This is a genomic window from Sorangium sp. So ce1153 (assembly GCF_051521595.1).
Lineage (GTDB): Bacteria > Myxococcota_A > Polyangia > Polyangiales > Polyangiaceae > Sorangium.
In genome coordinates this window covers 5774645-5792639 of the sequence record NZ_CP150361.1, presented here as the reverse complement: position 1 = coordinate 5792639, position 17995 = coordinate 5774645, and the positions used below count along the sequence as shown (strand labels likewise).

The window sequence follows — 17995 nt, the reverse complement described above, 5'->3', positions numbered from 1 at the left end:
ACGCGCGCCCGCATCGGCTGGAGTCGACTCCCCTCCTCGCACACTCACCCAGTGTGCGCGACCCGAGGCGCAGACATGCGCGGTGGTGGGCTCATCCGCGCCGTCGCGCGCCAGAGGAATCCCGCTTGACGGTCCGTCTCGCGGCTGATGACATCGATATCCGGAGCATCCTGACGCAGGTCAGTTGAGCGCCTGCTGCACAGGCACCGACGTCAAACCACCTTGGGGCCAGCTCCCCTCCTGTCCCGGCTCGGTCTGTCTCGAAAGAAGTTCACGATGGGAGGCACGGAGGCCTTCACGCGGATGCTCGTCGACTCGAACCTGCGCGCGCCGACGCGCCAGTGCGGACAGGCGCCGCCCCGCTGGCTCGCGCTGGGCCGCGCCATCCCCGGCCGGGCCCGCCTCGTCCTCGGCGCCGCGAGCTTCCTGCTGATGGTCGCGGCCTACGCGTGGCTCCCGGACCGGAGCGGCCAGGCCGCCGCGATCGTCCCCACGCTCGCGAGCATCGCGCACGCCACGGCCGACGCCCTCGCCTCGAGGGAGCTGTGGATCGACGTCGAGCACAGCTTCCTGCGGGTCACGGCGGGGTTCGCGGCCGCGGCGGTCCTGGCGGTCCCCCTCGGCGTGCTCGCCGGCGCCTTCCGCTCGGTCGCCGCGCTGCTCGAGCCGCCGGCCGACTTCCTCCGCTACGTCCCGGTGCCGGCGCTGATCCCGCTGGTCATGATCGCGGCCGGCATCGGCGAGGGCGCGAAGGTCCTGCTCGTGTTCCTGGGCACCTTCTTTCAGCTGCTGCTGATGACCGCGGACGAGGTGCGGCGGGTCCCGGCGCCCCTCGTGAAGATCAGCCAGAGCCTGGGGGCGACGCGGCGCGAGATCGTCTGGCGCGTCATCACGCCGGCCGCCCTCCCCGGGATCTGGGCCGCGCTGCGCATGTGCAACGGCTGGGCGTGGAGCTACGTCGTCGTCGCGGAGCTCGTGGCGGCGACCGAGGGCCTCGGCTTCCGCGTCCTGCGCTTCTACCGCTTCCTCCAGACGCCGAGCATCTACGCCTACCTGCTCGTGCTGGGGCTCCTCGGCCTCGGGCTCGACTGGGTGTTCCGCGCGGCCTCTCGCCGGCTCTTCCCCTGGGCGCGGGGGGGCGCGACATGAAGCTGTCGCTGCGCGGCGTCGGCAAGTCGTACTCCGGTCGACGCGGCGAGACGAACGCCCTCTCCCCGCTCGACATGGATGTCCGCGCGGGCGAGTTCATCAGCATGGTGGGCCCCTCCGGGTGCGGCAAGTCGACGCTCCTGCACATCGTCGCCGGGCTCGAGCCGCCGTCGGCCGGGACCGTCGACCTCGACGGCGAGCGCGTCCGCGGCCCCGGCGCCGAGCTCGGCCTGATGTTCCAGCAGCAGACGCTGTTCCCCTGGCTAAGCGTGCGCGAGAACGTCCGCTTCCCCCTGACCCTGGCCCACCGCCGCTCGCGCGTGGGCGCGGGCGACCCCGACCGACAGGCGGCCCAGGTCGAGGGGCTGCTGCGCCTCGTCGGGCTCTGGGACTTCCGGGACAGCTACCCCGCGGAGCTGAGCGGCGGCATGCAGCAGCGCGCCGCCCTCGCGCGGGCGCTCGTCGGGCAGCCCGAGGTGCTGCTGATGGACGAGCCGTTCGGCGCGCTCGACGCCCAGACGCGCGAGGAGATGCAGGAGCTCCTGCTCCACCTCATCCAGCGCCACCGGATCACGACGCTCTTCGTCACGCACGACGTGGACGAGGCCCTGCTGCTGTCCGATCGCGTCGTGGTCTTCTCCGAGCGGCCGGGCCGCGTCCTGGCCACCCTCGACGTGACGTTCGCGCGCGCGGCGCGCTCGTCGGAGCTCAAGCTCGACGAGGCTTTCCTGCACCAGAAGCGCGCGATCCTGGCGCTCCTGCGCGGGCGCCCGCGCACGGCGACGCAGCGCGATCGCCTGCTCCTCGGCCTCACCAACACACGATCGGAAGGGGGATCATGAATCGAAGGACCGTCTTGCAAGAGCTCGGGGCGGCGCTCGCCTGCCTCGTCCTGTCCGTGGGCTGCTCGAACCGGGAAGCCGGGCCGGACCAGGCGCCCTCCGCCGCCCCCGCTTCGCGCGAGCGCGCCGGGGCCGCGGCGCCGCTCACGCAGCCCGCGCAGCCCGCGAAGCTCACCGTGGGTCACGACCTGTGGATCGGCTACTCGGGCGTCTTCCTCGCGAACGAGCTCGGCTACTTCAAGCAGGCGGGGCTCGACGTGGCGCTCAAGCCGTTCTCGAACCCCGGGGACACGCTCGCGGCGCTGGCCTCCAGCCAGCTCGACGTGGGCCTGACGACCCTGCAGAACCTCGCCGTGCTGAACGGCAACAGCGAGACGGACGTGGTGGCCATCGCGCTGGTCGACAGCTCGAACGGCGCGGACGCCGTCGTGGCGAAGGACAGCATCGCCTCGATGGCCGATCTGAAGGGCAAGACGGTCGCCCTCACGCTCGGCGAGGTGAACCACATGCTCTTCCTCTTCGGGCTCGAGAAGAGCGGGATCAGCCCGGACGCGGTGAAGATCACGAGCATGAGCGCCGACGACGCCGGGGCGGCGTTCGTCGCCGGGAAGGTCGACGCCGCGGTCACCTGGGAGCCGTGGATCACCAAGGCGACGAAGAACGGCGGCCACGTGATCTTCTCGAGCGCCAGCATGCCGGACACGATCACGAACTCGGTGGTCGTGCACAAGGCCAAGCTGGACGCGGGGCGCGACGCCTACACGAAGTTCATCGGCGCCGTCGACCGCGGGGTCCAGACGCTGCGCGGCGAGCCCGACAAGGCGTACCCGATCATCGGCAAGTACCTGAACGCCTCGCCCGAGGACGTGAAGGGCATGCTGGCCGGCGACAAGATCTACGACCTCGCCGACAACAAGCGGCTCTTCGGCGCGGCGGATGCGGCCGGCCCCATCCACGCCTCGATGAAGTCCGTGGTCGACTTCGCGGTCCAGTCGAAGCTCGTCAAGAAGGCGCCGGCGCCGGCATCGATGTTCGACGCGAGGCTCGTCCGATGAAGCGCGACGAGGAGCTCATGGGGCGCGCGCTGGAACTCGCGCGCGGCGCGATGAAGGCCGGCGAGCCGCCGTTCGGCGCCCTGGTAGCCGCCCCGGACGGCACGGTCGTGGCCGAGGCGACCGACGAGGTGAACGCCCAGCGCGACTTCACGTGGCACGCCGAGGTGGGCGCCGTTCGCCGCGCCTGCGCGGCCGTCGGGCCGGACTTGCAGGGATACACGCTGTACACGACCGTCGAGCCGTGTCCGATGTGCTTCACCGCGGCCTGGCTCGCCCGGATCAGCCGCATCGTCTTCGGCTGCACGATGGCGGAGGTCACGGAGGCGACCGGCGGCGCGCAGCGCGAGCTGGCGGTCCCCGCGCGGTGGATGAACGAGCGCTCCGGCGCGCCGGTCGATCTCGTCGGCGGCGTCCTCGACGATCAGTGCCTCGCGCTGTTCGGCAAGGCGTAGCGGCGCTCGGCGGCCCTCGCGCCCTCGCGGGGCGGCTCTGGACGCCTCGCCGCGGGGCCCGGGCGCGCCAGCGCTGCTGCTGAGGCAGCAACAGCGCTGAAGCGCTGCTCGGATCCGTGCAGCGCGCGGAGGGGCGAGCGCCGCGCGACGCGGAGCGCGAGCGCCGGAGAGGCGCTGAAATCAAGAGTCAGGACGGGAGTCGGGGGGCGAGCGCGCCGGGGGCACGCGCGTTGCACTGTGCTGCGCGCCAGCACGGCCAATCGTTCTTCCACGGCGACCTCGGCGCGCCCTGAGGCATCCCCTCAAATTTTTCGGAAAATTGAACAGGGAGGCGGGGAGACGGGGAGGAAAATCTCCCAAATACTCCCCGCCTCCCCGCCTCCCTGTTCAATTTTCCCGCTGAAATGGCTGCAAATGAGGAGATTGCTCAGCGGCGCGCCCCTACCCTCTCCGGAGTCTTTCATGACTGACCGTATCGCTCGTCTCAAGGCCTCGCCCTCCGTGGCGGTCAAGGAAAAGCTCGACTACCCCGTCATCGACACGGACATCCACACCAACGATTACACGCCGGCGCTGGAGGACTTCGTCGCCACGTACGGGGGCGCCAAGCTCGTCGACGATCTGCGCAAGGCGATGAGCTCGCGCCGCCGCAACGCCGAGAACAGCAGCGGTAAGGACTGGTACACGCAGACGCCGGAGGAGCGCCAGCACTACCGCACGGTGAGGTCTCCGTGGTGGGCGCGGGTGACGCGCAACACGCTCGACGTGGCGACATACCACATCCCGTCGCTGCTCGCCGAGCGGCTGGAGGAGCAGGGCTCCGACTACTCGGTGCTGTTCCCGAACAACACCCTCGCGCCGCTCGCGGTGAAGGACCCGGGCGCGCGGCAGGCGCTCCAGCGCGCGATCAACCATTACCACGCGGACCTGTTCCGCAAGTACAGCGACCGCCTCACCCCGGTCGCCGGCATCCCGCTGAACACGCCGCAGGAGGGCATCGAGGAGCTGGAGTTCGCCGTCAAGAAGCTCGGGCTCAAGGCGATCAACATCGCCGGCGGCGTGCGCCGGCCGATCAAGGCGATCGCGGAGAAGTACCCGGCGGACCAGCACCCGGAGATCGCCAAGTACGCGACGTACATCGATTTCTACGGGATCGACAGCGAGCACGACTACGATCCTTTCTGGGCCAAGGTGGTAGAGCTCGGCGTCCCTGTGCTCACCCATTACGGGAGCCAGGGCTGGACGGGGCGCTCGTCGATCAGCAACTACATGAACAACCACATCGGCCACTTCGCCGACGGCTCGGAGGCGTTCGCGAAGGCGCTGTTCTTCGGGGGCGTCACCCGCCGCTTCCCGGGGCTGCGCATCGGCATGCTCGAGGGCGGCGCGGACTGGGGCGCGCGGGTCTACATCCACCTCGTGGACCGCTTCCAGAAGCGCGGCCCCGAGGGCCTGAAGCACTACGACCCGGCGGCGACCGACCGCGCGCTCCTGGCCGAGCTGTTCCGGCGGTACGGCAGCGATCTCGTGAGGGGCCGCTCCACCGAGGGCGAGCAGCTCATCGCCGACACGCTGGGTGCCGGGTACACGAGCGACGCGCGCCAGCCGGCGCCGGAGTACCGCAATGACTTCGCGGCGGCCGGCATCGAGAAGATCGAGGACATCCGCGACCGCTGGGTGAACAATTTCTTCTTCGGGTCCGAGTCGGACGACCGCAGCATCGCCTCCGCCTTCAACAGCAAGGCGAACCCGCTCGGCGTGAAGATCAACGCCATCTACTCCTCCGACGTCGGGCACTGGGACGTCCCCGACCTCACCGAGGCGCTCGCGGAGAGCTGGCACCTCGTGGAGGAAGGCGTCCTCAGCGCCGAGGACTTCAAGGCCTATGTCTTCGAGAACCCGTACAAGCTCTACACCGAGGCCAACGCGAGCTTCTTCAAGGGCACGCGGGTCGAGGAGAAGCTGAGGCGGCAGGCCGCGACGCACGGCGCGCACGGCGCGCGCGACGCTGGCGACGAGCGGCGCGCGCCGCAGCCGCGGGCGGACGGCTCAGCCGGCAAACCGGTCGAGATAAGCGCGTAGGCCCCCGAGGTCGAGCCCGGCGCCCAGCGCGAACATCAGCGCGAGCCTCGCCTTCGGCCCCGAGAGCGCGCCCGCGGGGATCACCCCGAGCTCGCGGAGCCGCCGCCCGCCGCCGGGCGCGCCGTACGTCGGCGTGACCCGGCCGCCGGGGCAGCGCGAGGTCAGCACCACCGGGGTGCCGGCCTGCACCAGCGCGCGGATCGCCCCCTCCCAGCTCCCGCAGACGTTCCCAGCGCCCGAGCCCTCGATCACCACCCCGCGCGCCCCGGCTTCCAGGAGCGCGCGCAGGAGGAGGTCGTCCATCCCGGACGCCATCTTGACCAGGTAGACGCGCGGCTCGGGGTCGGCGAGCGGCAGGGTCGGCGTCCGCGCGGGGCGCGCGAGGATGCGCACGCCCTCGCCGTCGACAGCGCCGAGCGGCCCCGCGCCCGGCGAGGCGAACGTGCCGAGCGCGGTCGTGTGGGTCTTCATCACGCGCCGGGCGGCGTGGATCTCGTCGTTCATCGCGACGAGCACGCCGAGCCCGCGCGCCGCGGGTTCGACCGCCACCTTCGCCGCGGAGACGAGGTTGCGCGGGCCGTCGGTGCCCGCCGTGCTCGCGTCGCGCATCGCGCCGGTGAGCACCACCGGGGTGTCGCCGTCGAGCAGCAGGTCGAGCGCGAAGGCGGTCTCCTCCAGGGTGTCCGTGCCGTGGGTGACGACGACGCCGGTCACCGCGGGGTCGGCCTGCAGGTCGCGCGCGGCGCGCGCGAGCGCCGCGATCCTGTCCGGGCCCAGGTTCCAGCTGCTCTCGAGGCAGTGCTCGGTGACCGCGATCTCGGCGACGCGGCCGAGCGCGGGCACGCTGGCGACGAGCTCCTCCGCGCGGACGGCGGGCACGGCGGCGCCGGTCTGGGGGTCGACGCGGCTCGCGATGGTGCCGCCGGTGGTGACGAGGTGAACGCGAGGCATGGGGGTGGCTCCGGGCGTGGGGGGCGACGGCGAACGAGGAATGGCGCGGGGCACTCTACTACGCTGCGACGCCACGTCGCGACGTCGTGCCCTGAGCCTCTCGCGCCCATCTGCCCTCGACACGCGCGGAGAGCGCTGGACGGCCACGCCGCGCGAGCGGCCCTGGAGCTTGCGCCAGCAGAGGACGCAGGGTAATCAACGGCGAGCCAGGGATACGCGAAGAGGCGGAGTGTCTGCGAGCCCTCCCGTCGTCAGGACAGCGCTAGCTCGCGGCGCGTGCGCGCGGGAGAGCCGGCAGCGCTCTCCGTGAAGACCTCGGCAGGCGTGCGCCGCGATCGGCGAGGTGCCCCGGGCGCCTCGCCGGCGCCCCGGCCGACCCGGCGATCCGGCGCGTCACGGGTGGTGGGGCCGTCGACGACGCGAGCGGCGTCACGCCGGGGACGCGCATGTCCATGTTCCGGAGCTTCACCAGAGGAGGGAGCCCATGAGACTGTTCTCGGCTTGTGCCATGGTCGCGACCTGCGCGCTCATCGGTTGTGGATCATCAACGGACGTGACGGGACACGTGACAGAGGGAACGGACGCGGCAGCGGAGGCGTTCGGCTGCCATTCCCCCTCTCCGATCGTCACCCGGCGCGGCACCACATCGCTCTCCGCGCCTCCGACCGGCGCCGCGACCGATGACAACCTGCTCGTGCTCGACAGCGGCGAGATCGAAGCAGCAGGCGGCTCCGAGGGCCCCGAGCCCCCACCCCCGGGCAGCCTCCCGAGGCCCGCGCCCACCCCCGTCACGAGAGACAACCCGGGCGCCTCGGGGTTCAACGGTCTCACGCACCGCGACCAGCTGCTCGCCGGCACCGGGAAGTACGCGGGCACGCAGGCGAGCCTGGAGCCGCCGGACGTGCCGCTGTGCGCCGGCAACGGCTTCGTCCTCCAGGCGGTGAACCTCGCGATCACCGCCTACGACAGGCGCGGCGACCGCCTCGTCGCCCCGGTGCCGCTGAACCAGTTCTTCCGGCTGCGCCCCCTGGTGGACCCGGAGACGGGAACGGTGAACGAGTTCATCAGCGACCCCAAGTGCTATTTCGACCCCGAGGTCCGGCGCTGGTTTCTCACCATCTTTCAGGTGGACCCGCTCCCCGTGGATCCCGCCGAGCCCATGCGATCTCACGTCGAGCTGGCGGTCAGCAAGACAGACGACCCCACCGGGGAGTGGAACCTCTACGAGGTCGACACCACCAGCGATGGCGAGGACGGCACGCCAGAGGTCGGCGAGTGTCCCTGCATGGCAGATCAGCCGCTCATCGGCGCCGACAGGTTCGGCCTCTACTTCAGCGTGAACCTCTTCTCGTTCGATACCTCGGAGTTCCAGGCCGCGCAGGTCTACGCGCTGCAGAAGTCGGCGCTGCTCCGGGGCGCTCTGCCGCAGGTCGACGTGCTCGGCGTCCCGGCGCAGGAGGGCGCGGGCGCCTCGCTCCAGCCGGCCCTCATCCCCCCGCGCGGCCGGTTCGAGCGGCGGAACGGCGGCACCCAGTACTTCTTGAGCTCCATCAACTCGGGGCGCCCGGAGGAGCGAATCGCGGTCTGGGCGGCCACCAACACGAGATCTCTCGAGCGCTGCGCGCCGGACATCGCCCTCGATCAGGTCTTCGTGCCCAGCCTGGGGTACGCGCCGCCGCCTCCGGCGCTGCAGAAGCCCGGGCCGACCCCGCTCCGCCGGCTCCTCCAGGACATGGGCTTCGATGAGCCGCTCGAGCGCCTCAACGCCGACGACGTCCGCATGCAGCAGGTCTACTTCGCCGACGGCAAGCTCTGGTCAGGCCTCAACACCGCGGTCGCCGACCCCGAGCGCGCGGGCGTCGCCTGGTTCGTCGTCGAGCCGGACGCGCGCCGCGGGCTCGCGGCCCGGATGGTGAACCAGGGGTACATCGCGCTCGGCGACGCGAACAGCGCGATCTACCCCGCCGTCGCGGTCAACGCCCGCGGCAAGGGCGCGATCGTGTACTCGATCAGCGGGCCGGACTTCTTCCCGAGCGTCGGCTACTCCCTCCTCGACGAGCGCGGCGCCGGGCTCGTTCACCTCCTCGCCGAGGGCGCCAGGCCGGAGGACGGCCTGAGCGGCTACACCGCCTTCGGCGGCGAGGGCGTCTCGCGCTGGGGCGACTACTCGGGCGCCGCGGTGGACGACGACGGCTCGCTCTGGCTGGCCGCCGAGTACATCCCCGACCTGCCGCGATCCACGCTCGCGAACTGGGGCACCTTCATCGCCCACGTGCGCCGGGACGCCACCGACCCCGAGCCGTCGCGCCCGTGAGGCCGGTCCCCGGCGCACGCCGCGACGGCGAGGACCTCGCGCGTCCGGGCCGGGAGCTCCGCGATCTTGCGGGCCAGGAGCTCGACGACGGTCTCCGTGACGGCGAGCCGCTCGAGGTCGGAGAGGGCGGCGCGGAGCGGGTGCGACGGGTCGACCTCGTTGTCGCGGTACGCGCCGAGCAGCATGAGCCCCGGCTGTCGGTCCTCGCCGAGCAGGTGCTTCAGCAGCCCGAGCGACGCGGCGTCGACCCACTGCAGGTCGTCGAGGAACAGGACGAGCGGGCGCTCGGGGCTGACCAGGGCGCCGAGCAGGCGGGAGAAGAGGTGGTTGAAGCGGTTCTGGGCCTCTTGCCCGGACAGCACCGGCGCGCTCGGCAGCTCGCCGAGCAGCGGCCCGAGGCCCGGCATCACGGCGACGAGCGCCTGCCCGAGGTCCCCCACGGCGGCCCGCGCGGCCTCCTGCCTGCGCGCGTACTCCGGCGCGGGCAGCCCGAGCACGCGCGCGGAGAGCGCCTCCATCGCCTGCACGAAGGCGCCGTACGGCGTCGTGCGCGCGTGCTGCTCGCACTTGCCCGCGACGAGCGCGCCGCCGGCCGCCGTGACCTCCTCGCGCAGCTGCTCGACGAGCGAGGTCTTGCCGATGCCGGAGTAGCCGGCGATCAGCACGACCTCGGGCAGGGCGGCGCTGCGCTCGAACGCCGCGCGCAGCGCCGCGAGCTCCTTGTCGCGCCCGGGATGCCGAGCGCGTAGAGATCCGCCCGGTGGTCGAGCCGGTGCCGGGTGCGCCCCGTCTGCTCGGGGGCCATGTACTCCAGCGTCCCGGCCGGCTCTCCGAGGCTGCCTTCGAGCCGCGCGCCGCGCACGGCGAGGCCGAGGTCGATGACGCGGATCTCCCGGGTGGCCGGCGAGACGAGGACGTTCGCGCCGCTCAGGTCCCGGTGGATGACGCCGGCCTGGTGCAGCCCGGCGAGCGCGCGCGCGATCGACGCCGCGACCTCGACGCGCTCGCGCAGCGCCGGGCGGTGCTCCGCGACGAAGCGCCGCAGCGTGATGCCGTCGAAGAGCTCGAGGTAGAGGACCGGCTTGCCGTCGACGACGCCTCGCCCGTGCAGCTTGCGGATCCCGGGCACGGCGAGCCCGCTGAGGATCTCGAACTCGTTGTCGAGCGCCGCCTCCTGGCGCTCGGTGACGAGCTCCCCCGTCGGCTCCTTGAGGGCCACCTGCTCGCCGAAGGGGGTGCCGCTCGCGGCGTGGACCGTGAAGCCTGTGCCCTCGTGAAGGATGGTGGTTTGCATGTCAGATCACCCCGGCAGAACGACCGCGTATCGCGTTAAGGGCTGCGACGCGAAAATTCCGATCCCGCTCGAAGATCGCACCCCCGCGGAAACGATCACGTCACGCCGACGTGTCACGATCGGCGCTATCGGGCGTCAGGAATCCCTGGCGTGATTTCTGTTGCGCGATACTAGACTGCTGCCGATCGGTGCTCCCCTTCCCTACGCATGCTTGCAGCTCCCGCAGGTCGCGCCCGAATGGCGCCTCTGCGAGCGAGACCCACGATGGATAGCGACGTCCTCTCGTTCGTTCGTATCAGCGGTGTATCCGCCGCCCTGGGGTCGTTGATCTACGCGGTCGGCGACGTGCTGTTGCTCGCGCCGAAGGTCGGCCCGACCAGCGGCGCCCCCCTGGCGATCGACACGGTGTCGCGCCCCGAGCTGCGGCGGCGGGCGGCGCTCCTGGCCAACCTCTCCATCTTGCCGCCGAGGCGGCTGATCTGGGGCGGGCTCCTCGGCGTGTTCGCGGCGCCGCTGGTGCTCGCGGGCGTCTTCCAGATCTACCAGGGGCTCCGCCCGGCGGGCGTCGCGTGGGCGCTGCCGCCGGCGCTGCTGTTCGCGTACGCGATCGCGATCGGCCCGTTCGTCCATGGTTCGTTCATCTACCTGGGCGAGACCGCGCAGGCGCTCCGCGCCGGCGGCCCTACCCGGGAGGTGCTCTTCCGGAGCCTGCAGCGCCAGCACGGCGTGATGCAGCTCGGGTATGCGGTGATCTTCCTCTGCACCCTCGTCGCCTCGTTCTGGTTCTCGGCCGTGGTGGCGAGCGGACGTACCGCCTTCCCCGCCTGGATGGCCGCCGTCAACCCGGTGGTGGCGACGCTCGCCTGGCTCGGGGCGAAGCGGGCGCTGCCGCAGCGGGCGCGCGACTGCACCGAGGGCGCGGGGTTCAACATCGCCTACGTGATCTTCTTCGCGCTGACCACGGCGACGCTCTGGTAGCGAGCGAGTCGGGGAGCGCGTTCGGGCTGCCTCGAAGGCGCTGGTCGGGGGTGGCTGGTGCCGCGTTTGCCCCTGGCGTCCGGGCGGCGCGCACGGACCTCGTCGCGGCGGCCGCGGCACGGGGGACGCGGCGCACGCGGCTCGTCAACCCGCCGCCCGAGCTCGTCGAGACTCCAGCGCAGCGCGCCGTGGCGTCCATTCCATCGACCCAGGCTCTTTTTTCATCGGCAGTCCATCGCCCCTGCGAATCGGGGGCTATGAACAAATTCTGGCAATTCACAGCATCAATTCGGAATGAGTTGCAGCCGAGTTCTGGAGGGTGCGCTCCCGCCCGGCCAATCGCTTTTTCATCTCACGATGAGCGAAGACCCCTTTTCGTTCTGCCCGGTTGTGCAATGAATTTGCGAGTCGATGCCGCTCGTCTTTCTGCCCGACGATCTCCGCTTCTTCCTCTGGGACGACACGGCCCCTGAGCGGCTCGCGGCCCGGTCGCTCGGCGCGACGACCCCGGCGGAGGCGGTCGTCGTCTCCGAGGCGGGCCGCGCCGTGAGGAAGGCCGGGGAGGCAGCGGCGCTGCTCGACGGCGTCGCCGCGCTCGCCAGGATGGCCCAGGACGACCTCGGGCGAGCGCCGCCGTCGGTCGCCGCGTGGAGCCTCGCGAGCAAGCTGGCGCTCGATCTCGTGGTGCGCGAACGGGTCGTACCCCGCGTCACGCCCGGCGACGGAGGCGGCGGCGGCGTAGAAGCACGCTGGGCGGTGTCGCTCGCCGCCTTGGAGGACGCCGCGCGCGTCGCGGCGCTCGCCCGCGCCATGCCGCCCGCCGCGCACGCGGTGCCCGCCGCCGCGCACGCCGGGCCGACCGCCGCGGGGCGCGGGCGCCCGCGGGCGAGCTCCGCCCCGGAGGTCTGGTCCGCCGAGGCCCTGCTGCGCGCCTTCCTGGACGCCGTGGCCGACGCGCTCGCGCGCGGCAGCGCGACGAACCACCCGAAGCCGCCGCAGCGACCGGCGCGCGCGCCCTGGGAACACCGGCTGGTCCTCGCCTTGACGGGCGAGCGGCGCTCCTTCGCCACGGAGGGGTTCGCCGAGCGCGCGCTCGCGGCCGACCTCGACGCCTGGGTCCGGCCGGCGCTCGGCGCCTGCGACGCGCTGCGCGCCTGCTTCCGGCTGGAGCTGCCGGAGGGAGACCGCGGCTTCGCGCTCGGCTTCCTGCTGCAAGCCACGGACGATCCGAGCCTGCTCGTGCCCGCCGCCGACGTGTGGAAGGCCAGGGGGCGCACGCTGAAGGCGCTCGGGCGCGCGTTCTCCGACCCGCAGGAGGCGCTCCTCGGCGCGCTCGGCGCCGCGGCGCGGCTGTTCCCGCCGATCGGGCGCGCCCTCGGCGAGGCGAAGCCGGAGCGCGCGGCGCTCGATCCCGCGGAGGCGTGGGCGTTCCTCGCGCAGGCCGCCCCGGCGCTGGGCGAGGCCGGGTTCGGCGTGATCGTGCCGGCCGAGCTCCTCGGGTCGGGGCAGCGCCGCCTGCGCCTCCGCATGCGCGTCGGCGCGACGGGTCGCACCGCCGGCGTCGTCGCCGGCAGCGCCGCGCTCGGCCTCGATGAGGCGCTCGACTTCCGGTGGGAAGCGGCGCTCGGCGACGAGGTGCTCTCGGCGCGCGAGCTCGCGGCGCTCGCGCGGCAGAAGTCGCCCCTCGTCCGGCACCGCGGGGCGTGGATCGTCGTGGTCCCCGAGGAGCTCGCCGAGATCCAGCGGCGCCTGGAGGCCGGCGGCGGGCGCGTCCCGGCGCGCGAGGCGCTGGAGGTCGCGCTCGCGGGCGAGGCCCAGGTCGACGGCGTGGCCGTCTCCGTGGTCGCCGAGGGGGCGCTCGCGCAGGCGATCGAGCGGCTGCGCTCGGGCGCAGAGCGCGCCGCCGCGCCGCCGGAGGGGTTCGCGGGGACGCTGCGCCCGTACCAGGCGCGCGGCGTCGCCTGGCTGCACACGATGGCCGGCCTCGGCCTGGGCGCGTGCCTCGCCGACGACATGGGCCTCGGCAAGACCGTGCAGCTCCTCGCGTTCCTGGTCGGCCGGCGGGGGGCCGCGCCCGGCGACGCGCGCCCGACGCTGCTCGTCGCGCCGACGTCGGTCGTGGGCAACTGGGAGCGGGAAGCGGCGCGCTTCGCCCCTGCCCTGCCCCTCGTGCGGCACCACGGCGAGGGGCGCGCCCGCTCCGCCGAGGAGCTCGCGGCGCGCGCGTGCGGCGGCGACGTCGCGGCGGACGGCGCGGCGAACGACAACGGCGCGGCAGACGACGGCGGCGCGGCGGATGACGACGGCGCGGCAGACGACGGCGGCGGCGCGGGCGGCCCGAACGGCGCTCGCGCCGCGCACGGCGCGCTCGTCATCACCACGTACAGCCTCCTGCGCCGGGACGCCGCGATGCTCGCCGGGGTGGACTGGGCGGCGGTCGTGCTGGACGAGGCCCAGAACATCAAGAACGCCGCGTCGCGCACCGCTGCCGCCGCGCGCGCGCTCCGCGCATCGCACCGCTTCGCGCTCACGGGCACGCCCGTCGAGAACCGCCTGGCCGAGCTCTGGTCGATCCTCGAGTTCGCGAACCCGGGCCTGCTCGGCCCGCTCGAAGCGTTCCGGCGCGCCTACGCCGTGCCCATCGAGCGGTACGGCAACCGCGAGGCGGCGGAGCGGCTCCGGCGCGTCGTCGGGCCGTTCTTGCTGCGGCGTGTGAAGACCGACCCCGCCGTGGCCGGCGACCTCCCGCCGAAGAACGAGGCCAGGGTCTTCTGCACGCTGACGCGCGAGCAGGTGACCCTGTACCAGGCGGCGCTCGACGAGGCGATGCGCCGCATCGAGGAGGCCGAGGGCATGGCCCGGCGCGGGCTCGTGCTCGCGCTCCTGACGATGCTCAAGCAGATCTGCAACCACCCCGCGCAGTGCCTCGGGGAGGCGGGGCCGCTCGCGGGCCGGTCCGGCAAGCTCGCGCGCCTCACCGAGATGCTCGAGGAGGCGCTCGCGGCCGGCGATCGCGCGCTCGTCTTCACGCAGTTCCGCGAGATGGGCGACCGGCTGGTCCGGCACCTCGCCTCGGCGCTCGGCACGGAGGTCGCCTTCCTCCACGGCGGCACGCCGCGGCTCGCGCGCGACGAGATGGTGCGGCGGTTCCAGGAAGATCCGCGGGGGCCGCGCGTCTTCGTCCTCTCGGTCAAGGCCGGCGGCGCGGGGCTCAACCTGACGGCGGCGAGCCACGTGTTCCACTTCGATCGCTGGTGGAACCCCGCGGTCGAGGACCAGGCGACCGACCGCGCGCACCGGATCGGGCAGCGGCGCGCGGTGCAGGTCCACAAGCTCGTCTGCGCGGGCACCGTGGAGGAGAAGGTCGACCGGATGCTGGAGCAGAAGCGCGACCTGGCGGCGCGCGTCGTGGGCCAGGGCGAGGCGTGGATCACCGAGCTCGACGACGCGGCGCTGCGCGAGCTGTTCGCGCTGTCGCGGGACGCCGTGGCGATCGCGGGCGAGCTGGACGACCGTGACGAGCCGGAGGGCGATCGGGGCGATGGCGACGCGCCGGAGGGCGACATGCTGGGCGATGGCGACGGTGACGAGCCGGAGGGCGACCGAGGCGACGACAAGCGCGTGCGAAAGGCGCGGCGCGCCGGGAGCCGGCGGCCGGGCGCGAGGCGCGCGCGGGAGGCATCGACATGAGCTCGCCGGCGCGCTGGGCGCCGTTCCGCCGCGAGGCCGGGCCGAAGCCGCCGCCGCCGGCGCGGGGCATCCGGATGAAGCGGGCAGGCGCGACCTGGTGGGGCAAGCGCTGGGTCGAGGCGCTGGAGCGCATGGCGCCGGACGAGGCGGGTCGCCTCGCGCGCGGGCGCACGTACGCGCGCGCCGGGCGGACGCACGATCTGGAGGTGAAGCCGGGCCTCGTCGTCGCGCGCGTGACCGGCTCGCGGCCGAAGCCGTACAAGGTGATCCTCACGCTCGCGCGCCTCGACGACGCCACGTGGGCGAAGGCGATCGCCGCCATGGCGAAGCGGGCGAAGTTCGCGGCGGAGCTCCTCGCGGGCCGGATGCCGGACGATATAGACAGCGCGTTCCAGAATGCCGGCGCGAGCCTGTTCCCGGAGAGGCCCGAGGACCTCACCACCGCCTGCTCGTGCCCCGACTGGGTGAACCCTTGCAAGCACGTCGCGGCGACCCACTACGTGCTCGGCGAGGCGCTCGACAAGGACCCTTTCCTGCTGTTCGAGCTCCGCGGGCGCACGCGCGAGCAGGTGATCGAGGCGCTCCGCGCCGCGCGGGGCGGCGCACAGGGCAGCCGAAGGGCGCGCGTGGGCCGGAAGAGCGCGCCCTGCGCCGCCGAGGCGCCGCCCGTCGCGACGGTGACGCTCGGGCCCATGGAGTCGAGGGACTTCGACGCCTGGCGCGGTGCGCCGCCGGCGCTCGACGTGGCGCTGGAGCCGCCGCGGTCGCGCGGGGCGCTGCTGTCCCAGCTCGGCGCGCCGCCAGGCTGGACCGAGGAGCGCTCGCCGGCGGAGCTCCTGGGGCCGCTGATCCGGGCGGCCTCCGAGCGGGCGCGCGAGATCGCGCTGGCGGAGGGCGCGGAACCGGCGGAGAGCCCCCGGGCCCGCGCCGAGTCACGATAGACAGCGCATGAGCGACCACGACCCCGCGCCGGCGCCGCTCCGTGGGGCCGAGACGCCCGCCAGCGACCGCGAGGGTTTCGAGCGACTTGCCGCCGAGCTCGGCCCGCAGCTGCGCCTGCATTGCTATCGCATCCTGGGCTCGCTGCACGACGCCGAAGACGCGCTGCAAGAGCAGCCGCTCTGGCGCATCGCCCGGCACAGGTCGCTCTACCCCGAGGCGCTGCGCCTGCCCGCCGACATCGACCTCGTCCTCCGGCCGAGCTTCTCAGGACGCATGAGCGCGGGGCTCACCTGTCCAGGTCGGTTCGCTCGTATTCCGAGATCACCTGGCGCGGCTCCTGCTCGAGCGCGCGGCGAATACGGAGGCAAGGGCGAGAAATGCGAACCCGCCGAGACCGGCGGTGGCGTCTTCGGAGTTGACGGCGCAAGCGCAGCCCGCCGCGGAGCCGTCATCGTCGGAGGCCCCTGCGGCTCCGGCGGGGCCGTCCGTGCCGCCCGTGGCGCCGCCGCTCTCCGGGAAGCCGCCGATACCCACAGCGCCACCCTGGCCAGCGCCGCCGGCCGCGCCCATTCCACCGCCGGTGTCGCTCGCGCCGCCGGACTCGCCGCCTCCGCTTCCATCGGCTGCCGTGCCGCCCACGCCGCCGCCCCCGGCGCCCGAGCCACCGGTCCCTGCGGCGGGTCCGGCGCCGAGCTCGTAAGCGCCGAGGTCCGGCGCCGATCCGACGAACGGAAGCCCCACGTCCGTGCCTTCGTCGATCAAAGCGCTCCCAGCCTTGAGCTTCATGAACACGCACGCGGAGGGGATGCTGCCGTCGGCGTCGCGGGGTCCGGTGCAACCGTCGTCGGACGTGCTCTCGAAGGCCGAGCTGGTCTCCGTGATGTTCAGGTCCCAGGTGTTGAACGCTGTATCGACGCCTCCCATGTTCGAGTTCTTGTTCGGGAAGCCGATGTTGTTCCGCATGACGTGCGCGAGCTCTCCGGTCAAGATGATCGTCTGGCTGCTGTCGTCGGGCGGGCTCGCCAGCATGTTGTACTGGGTTCCATTCTTGTACGCGGTGTTGTTGAGCCAGGTGTTGCCGCCCGACGAATGGTTCGCGTAGAAGCCCGCGGCCTTGTTCTTCCAGGCCACGTTGTTCCGCACGATATGCCGGATGCCCGTCTTGCTGCTGCCGACCTTGAACCCGTTGCCGTTGCCCTCGCTGCCCCGGCCGTTCGACATGGCGAAGCTGCCCTCGGTGATGACCGGCACCTCATGCGAGATGTAGTCGTAGCCATCGTCCGAGTTGTTCCACGCGCGGCATCCCCGGATGATCGTGCTGGGGCCCGTCGTCTGGTAGTGGACCCCGAAGCCGTCTCCGTTCTGGCCGTCGCCCTGGCTGCCGTTCTGGTCGTAGTTGTCGTGCGAATCGCAGTTGAGGACGAGGTTGCCGCCGGTGCCTGTATCGATGAACAGGCCGGGCCCGAAGCCATGATGGAGGTGGAGCAGCTCGAATGTGTTGTTGCTGGAGCTCTTGGTGCGGAGCAGCGAGTACGAGTGGTCGCCGCTGCTGCCCACCTTGGCGTTGGCGATCTCGAGCCCTCGAAGGTGCATCCAGCTTCCGGTCACCAGGACCACCGGCACGTCGACGGCCCGGTTGCTGGTGACGTACCTCGACGCATCGAGCACCGGCTTCTCACCTGGGTAGGCCCAGATCTTCGTGCGGCTCGTGTCCGAGGTGCCGCTCCTCGAAAGGACGAGCTGGGTCGTGATGTAGTACGTGCCGCCGCGCACCCAGATGGTGTCACCGGCGGCGGCGGCGCTGTTCGCCTTGGAGAGGGTGGCGAACGGCTGGTCCATGTTCCCGCGATCGGAGTCGCTGCCGTCCGGCGCCACATAGTACTCCGCCGCGCGCGCGGTTCCGGCCGCCAGCAGCACGAGGAGGCCCGCGGTCGTCGACGTCGCTGCCAGAGACTTCTTTCGATTGATGCTCATCGGTGTGGCCTCGCTGATTCCGGGTCCGGAGATGATCGGCACATGCAAGAGACCGGGCTGGCTCGACGGATCGGGTCTGAATCCGGCCCACTTCCCGCCGGGCAAGCCCGACCAGTATGTGTGATCAGGTGCTGGCTTTCGGTCACCACTCCGCGGCGTCCACTCGCCTTTTTCGGTGGCGGAAGGCCGGAACGATCGCGCCGGAAGGTATTTGTTCGATGAGGAAGGAAGCTATCGCCGCGATGACGCGTGCGACGCGCTCGGCGCGGTCG

The 17995-nt window shown here is 72.6% G+C and carries 12 protein-coding genes and 1 pseudogene; 9 read left to right on the top strand and 4 right to left on the bottom strand.

Annotated elements, in window-relative coordinates:
• Nucleotides 1-276: 276 nt before the first annotated feature.
• The 5 genes from WME85_RS20575 to WME85_RS20555 all read left to right on the top strand — a co-directional run bounded on the left by WME85_RS20575 (nucleotide 277) and on the right by WME85_RS20555 (nucleotide 5580).
• Nucleotides 277-1149 carry an ABC transporter permease gene (locus WME85_RS20575; protein ID WP_437840402.1) on the top strand — a complete coding sequence of 291 codons (873 nt, stop codon included), beginning with the start codon at nucleotides 277-279 and terminating at the stop codon, nucleotides 1147-1149.
• The gene (locus WME85_RS20570) at nucleotides 1146-1991 is read left to right on the top strand and encodes an ABC transporter ATP-binding protein (RefSeq protein ID WP_437840401.1); all 846 of its coding nucleotides are present in this window, start codon (nucleotides 1146-1148) and stop codon (nucleotides 1989-1991) included. The genes WME85_RS20575 and WME85_RS20570 overlap by 4 nt, the downstream gene beginning before the upstream one ends.
• Nucleotides 1988-3046, top strand: coding sequence for an ABC transporter substrate-binding protein (locus WME85_RS20565; protein WP_437840400.1), 1059 nt, complete (start codon nucleotides 1988-1990; stop codon nucleotides 3044-3046). The genes WME85_RS20570 and WME85_RS20565 overlap by 4 nt, the downstream gene beginning before the upstream one ends.
• Entirely contained in the window at nucleotides 3043-3498 is a 456-nt protein-coding gene (locus WME85_RS20560; protein WP_437840399.1) for a nucleoside deaminase, read from the top strand. The genes WME85_RS20565 and WME85_RS20560 overlap by 4 nt, the downstream gene beginning before the upstream one ends.
• 462 nt (nucleotides 3499-3960) lie before the next feature.
• Nucleotides 3961-5580 (top strand): amidohydrolase family protein, encoded by a 1620-nt coding sequence (locus WME85_RS20555; protein ID WP_437840398.1) that lies wholly within the window; start codon nucleotides 3961-3963, stop codon nucleotides 5578-5580.
• On the opposite strand, the gene WME85_RS20550 is transcribed toward WME85_RS20555, so the two are convergent.
• On the bottom strand, nucleotides 5548-6531 hold the full coding sequence (locus WME85_RS20550) for an asparaginase (RefSeq protein ID WP_437840397.1): 984 nt from the start codon (nucleotides 6529-6531) through the stop codon (nucleotides 5548-5550). The genes WME85_RS20555 and WME85_RS20550 overlap by 33 nt on opposite strands.
• 565 nt (nucleotides 6532-7096) lie before the next feature.
• Between WME85_RS20550 and WME85_RS20545 the strand changes: the two genes are divergently transcribed.
• Entirely contained in the window at nucleotides 7097-8845 is a 1749-nt protein-coding gene (locus WME85_RS20545) for a hypothetical protein (RefSeq protein WP_437840396.1), read from the top strand.
• A 239-nt stretch (nucleotides 8846-9084) separates the two neighbouring features.
• On the opposite strand, the pseudogene WME85_RS20540 reads toward WME85_RS20545, so the two are convergent.
• A pseudogene (locus WME85_RS20540) lies at nucleotides 9085-9522 on the bottom strand (AAA family ATPase); the annotation flags it as partial.
• On the bottom strand, nucleotides 9504-10139 hold the full coding sequence (locus WME85_RS20535; protein ID WP_437840395.1) for a protein kinase domain-containing protein: 636 nt from the start codon (nucleotides 10137-10139) through the stop codon (nucleotides 9504-9506). The pseudogene WME85_RS20540 and the gene WME85_RS20535, both read right to left, overlap by 19 nt.
• A gap of 264 nt (nucleotides 10140-10403) precedes the next feature.
• On the opposite strand from WME85_RS20535, the gene WME85_RS20530 reads away from it, so the two are divergent.
• From WME85_RS20530 to WME85_RS20520, 3 genes are all read left to right on the top strand, one after another.
• Nucleotides 10404-11117 (top strand): DUF6796 family protein, encoded by a 714-nt coding sequence (locus WME85_RS20530; protein ID WP_437311105.1) that lies wholly within the window; start codon nucleotides 10404-10406, stop codon nucleotides 11115-11117.
• A 411-nt stretch (nucleotides 11118-11528) separates the two neighbouring features.
• Nucleotides 11529-14807 (top strand): DEAD/DEAH box helicase, encoded by a 3279-nt coding sequence (locus WME85_RS20525; protein WP_437840394.1) that lies wholly within the window; start codon nucleotides 11529-11531, stop codon nucleotides 14805-14807.
• Entirely contained in the window at nucleotides 14804-15748 is a 945-nt protein-coding gene (locus WME85_RS20520; protein WP_437840393.1) for an SWIM zinc finger family protein, read from the top strand. Before WME85_RS20525 ends, WME85_RS20520 begins: the two co-directional genes overlap by 4 nt.
• A 322-nt stretch (nucleotides 15749-16070) precedes the next feature.
• On the opposite strand, the gene WME85_RS20515 is transcribed toward WME85_RS20520, so the two are convergent.
• Nucleotides 16071-17723: a right-handed parallel beta-helix repeat-containing protein gene (locus WME85_RS20515; protein WP_437840392.1), complete on the bottom strand. Its 1653-nt coding sequence runs from the start codon at nucleotides 17721-17723 to the stop codon at nucleotides 16071-16073.
• Between the last annotated feature and the right edge of the window lie 272 nt (nucleotides 17724-17995).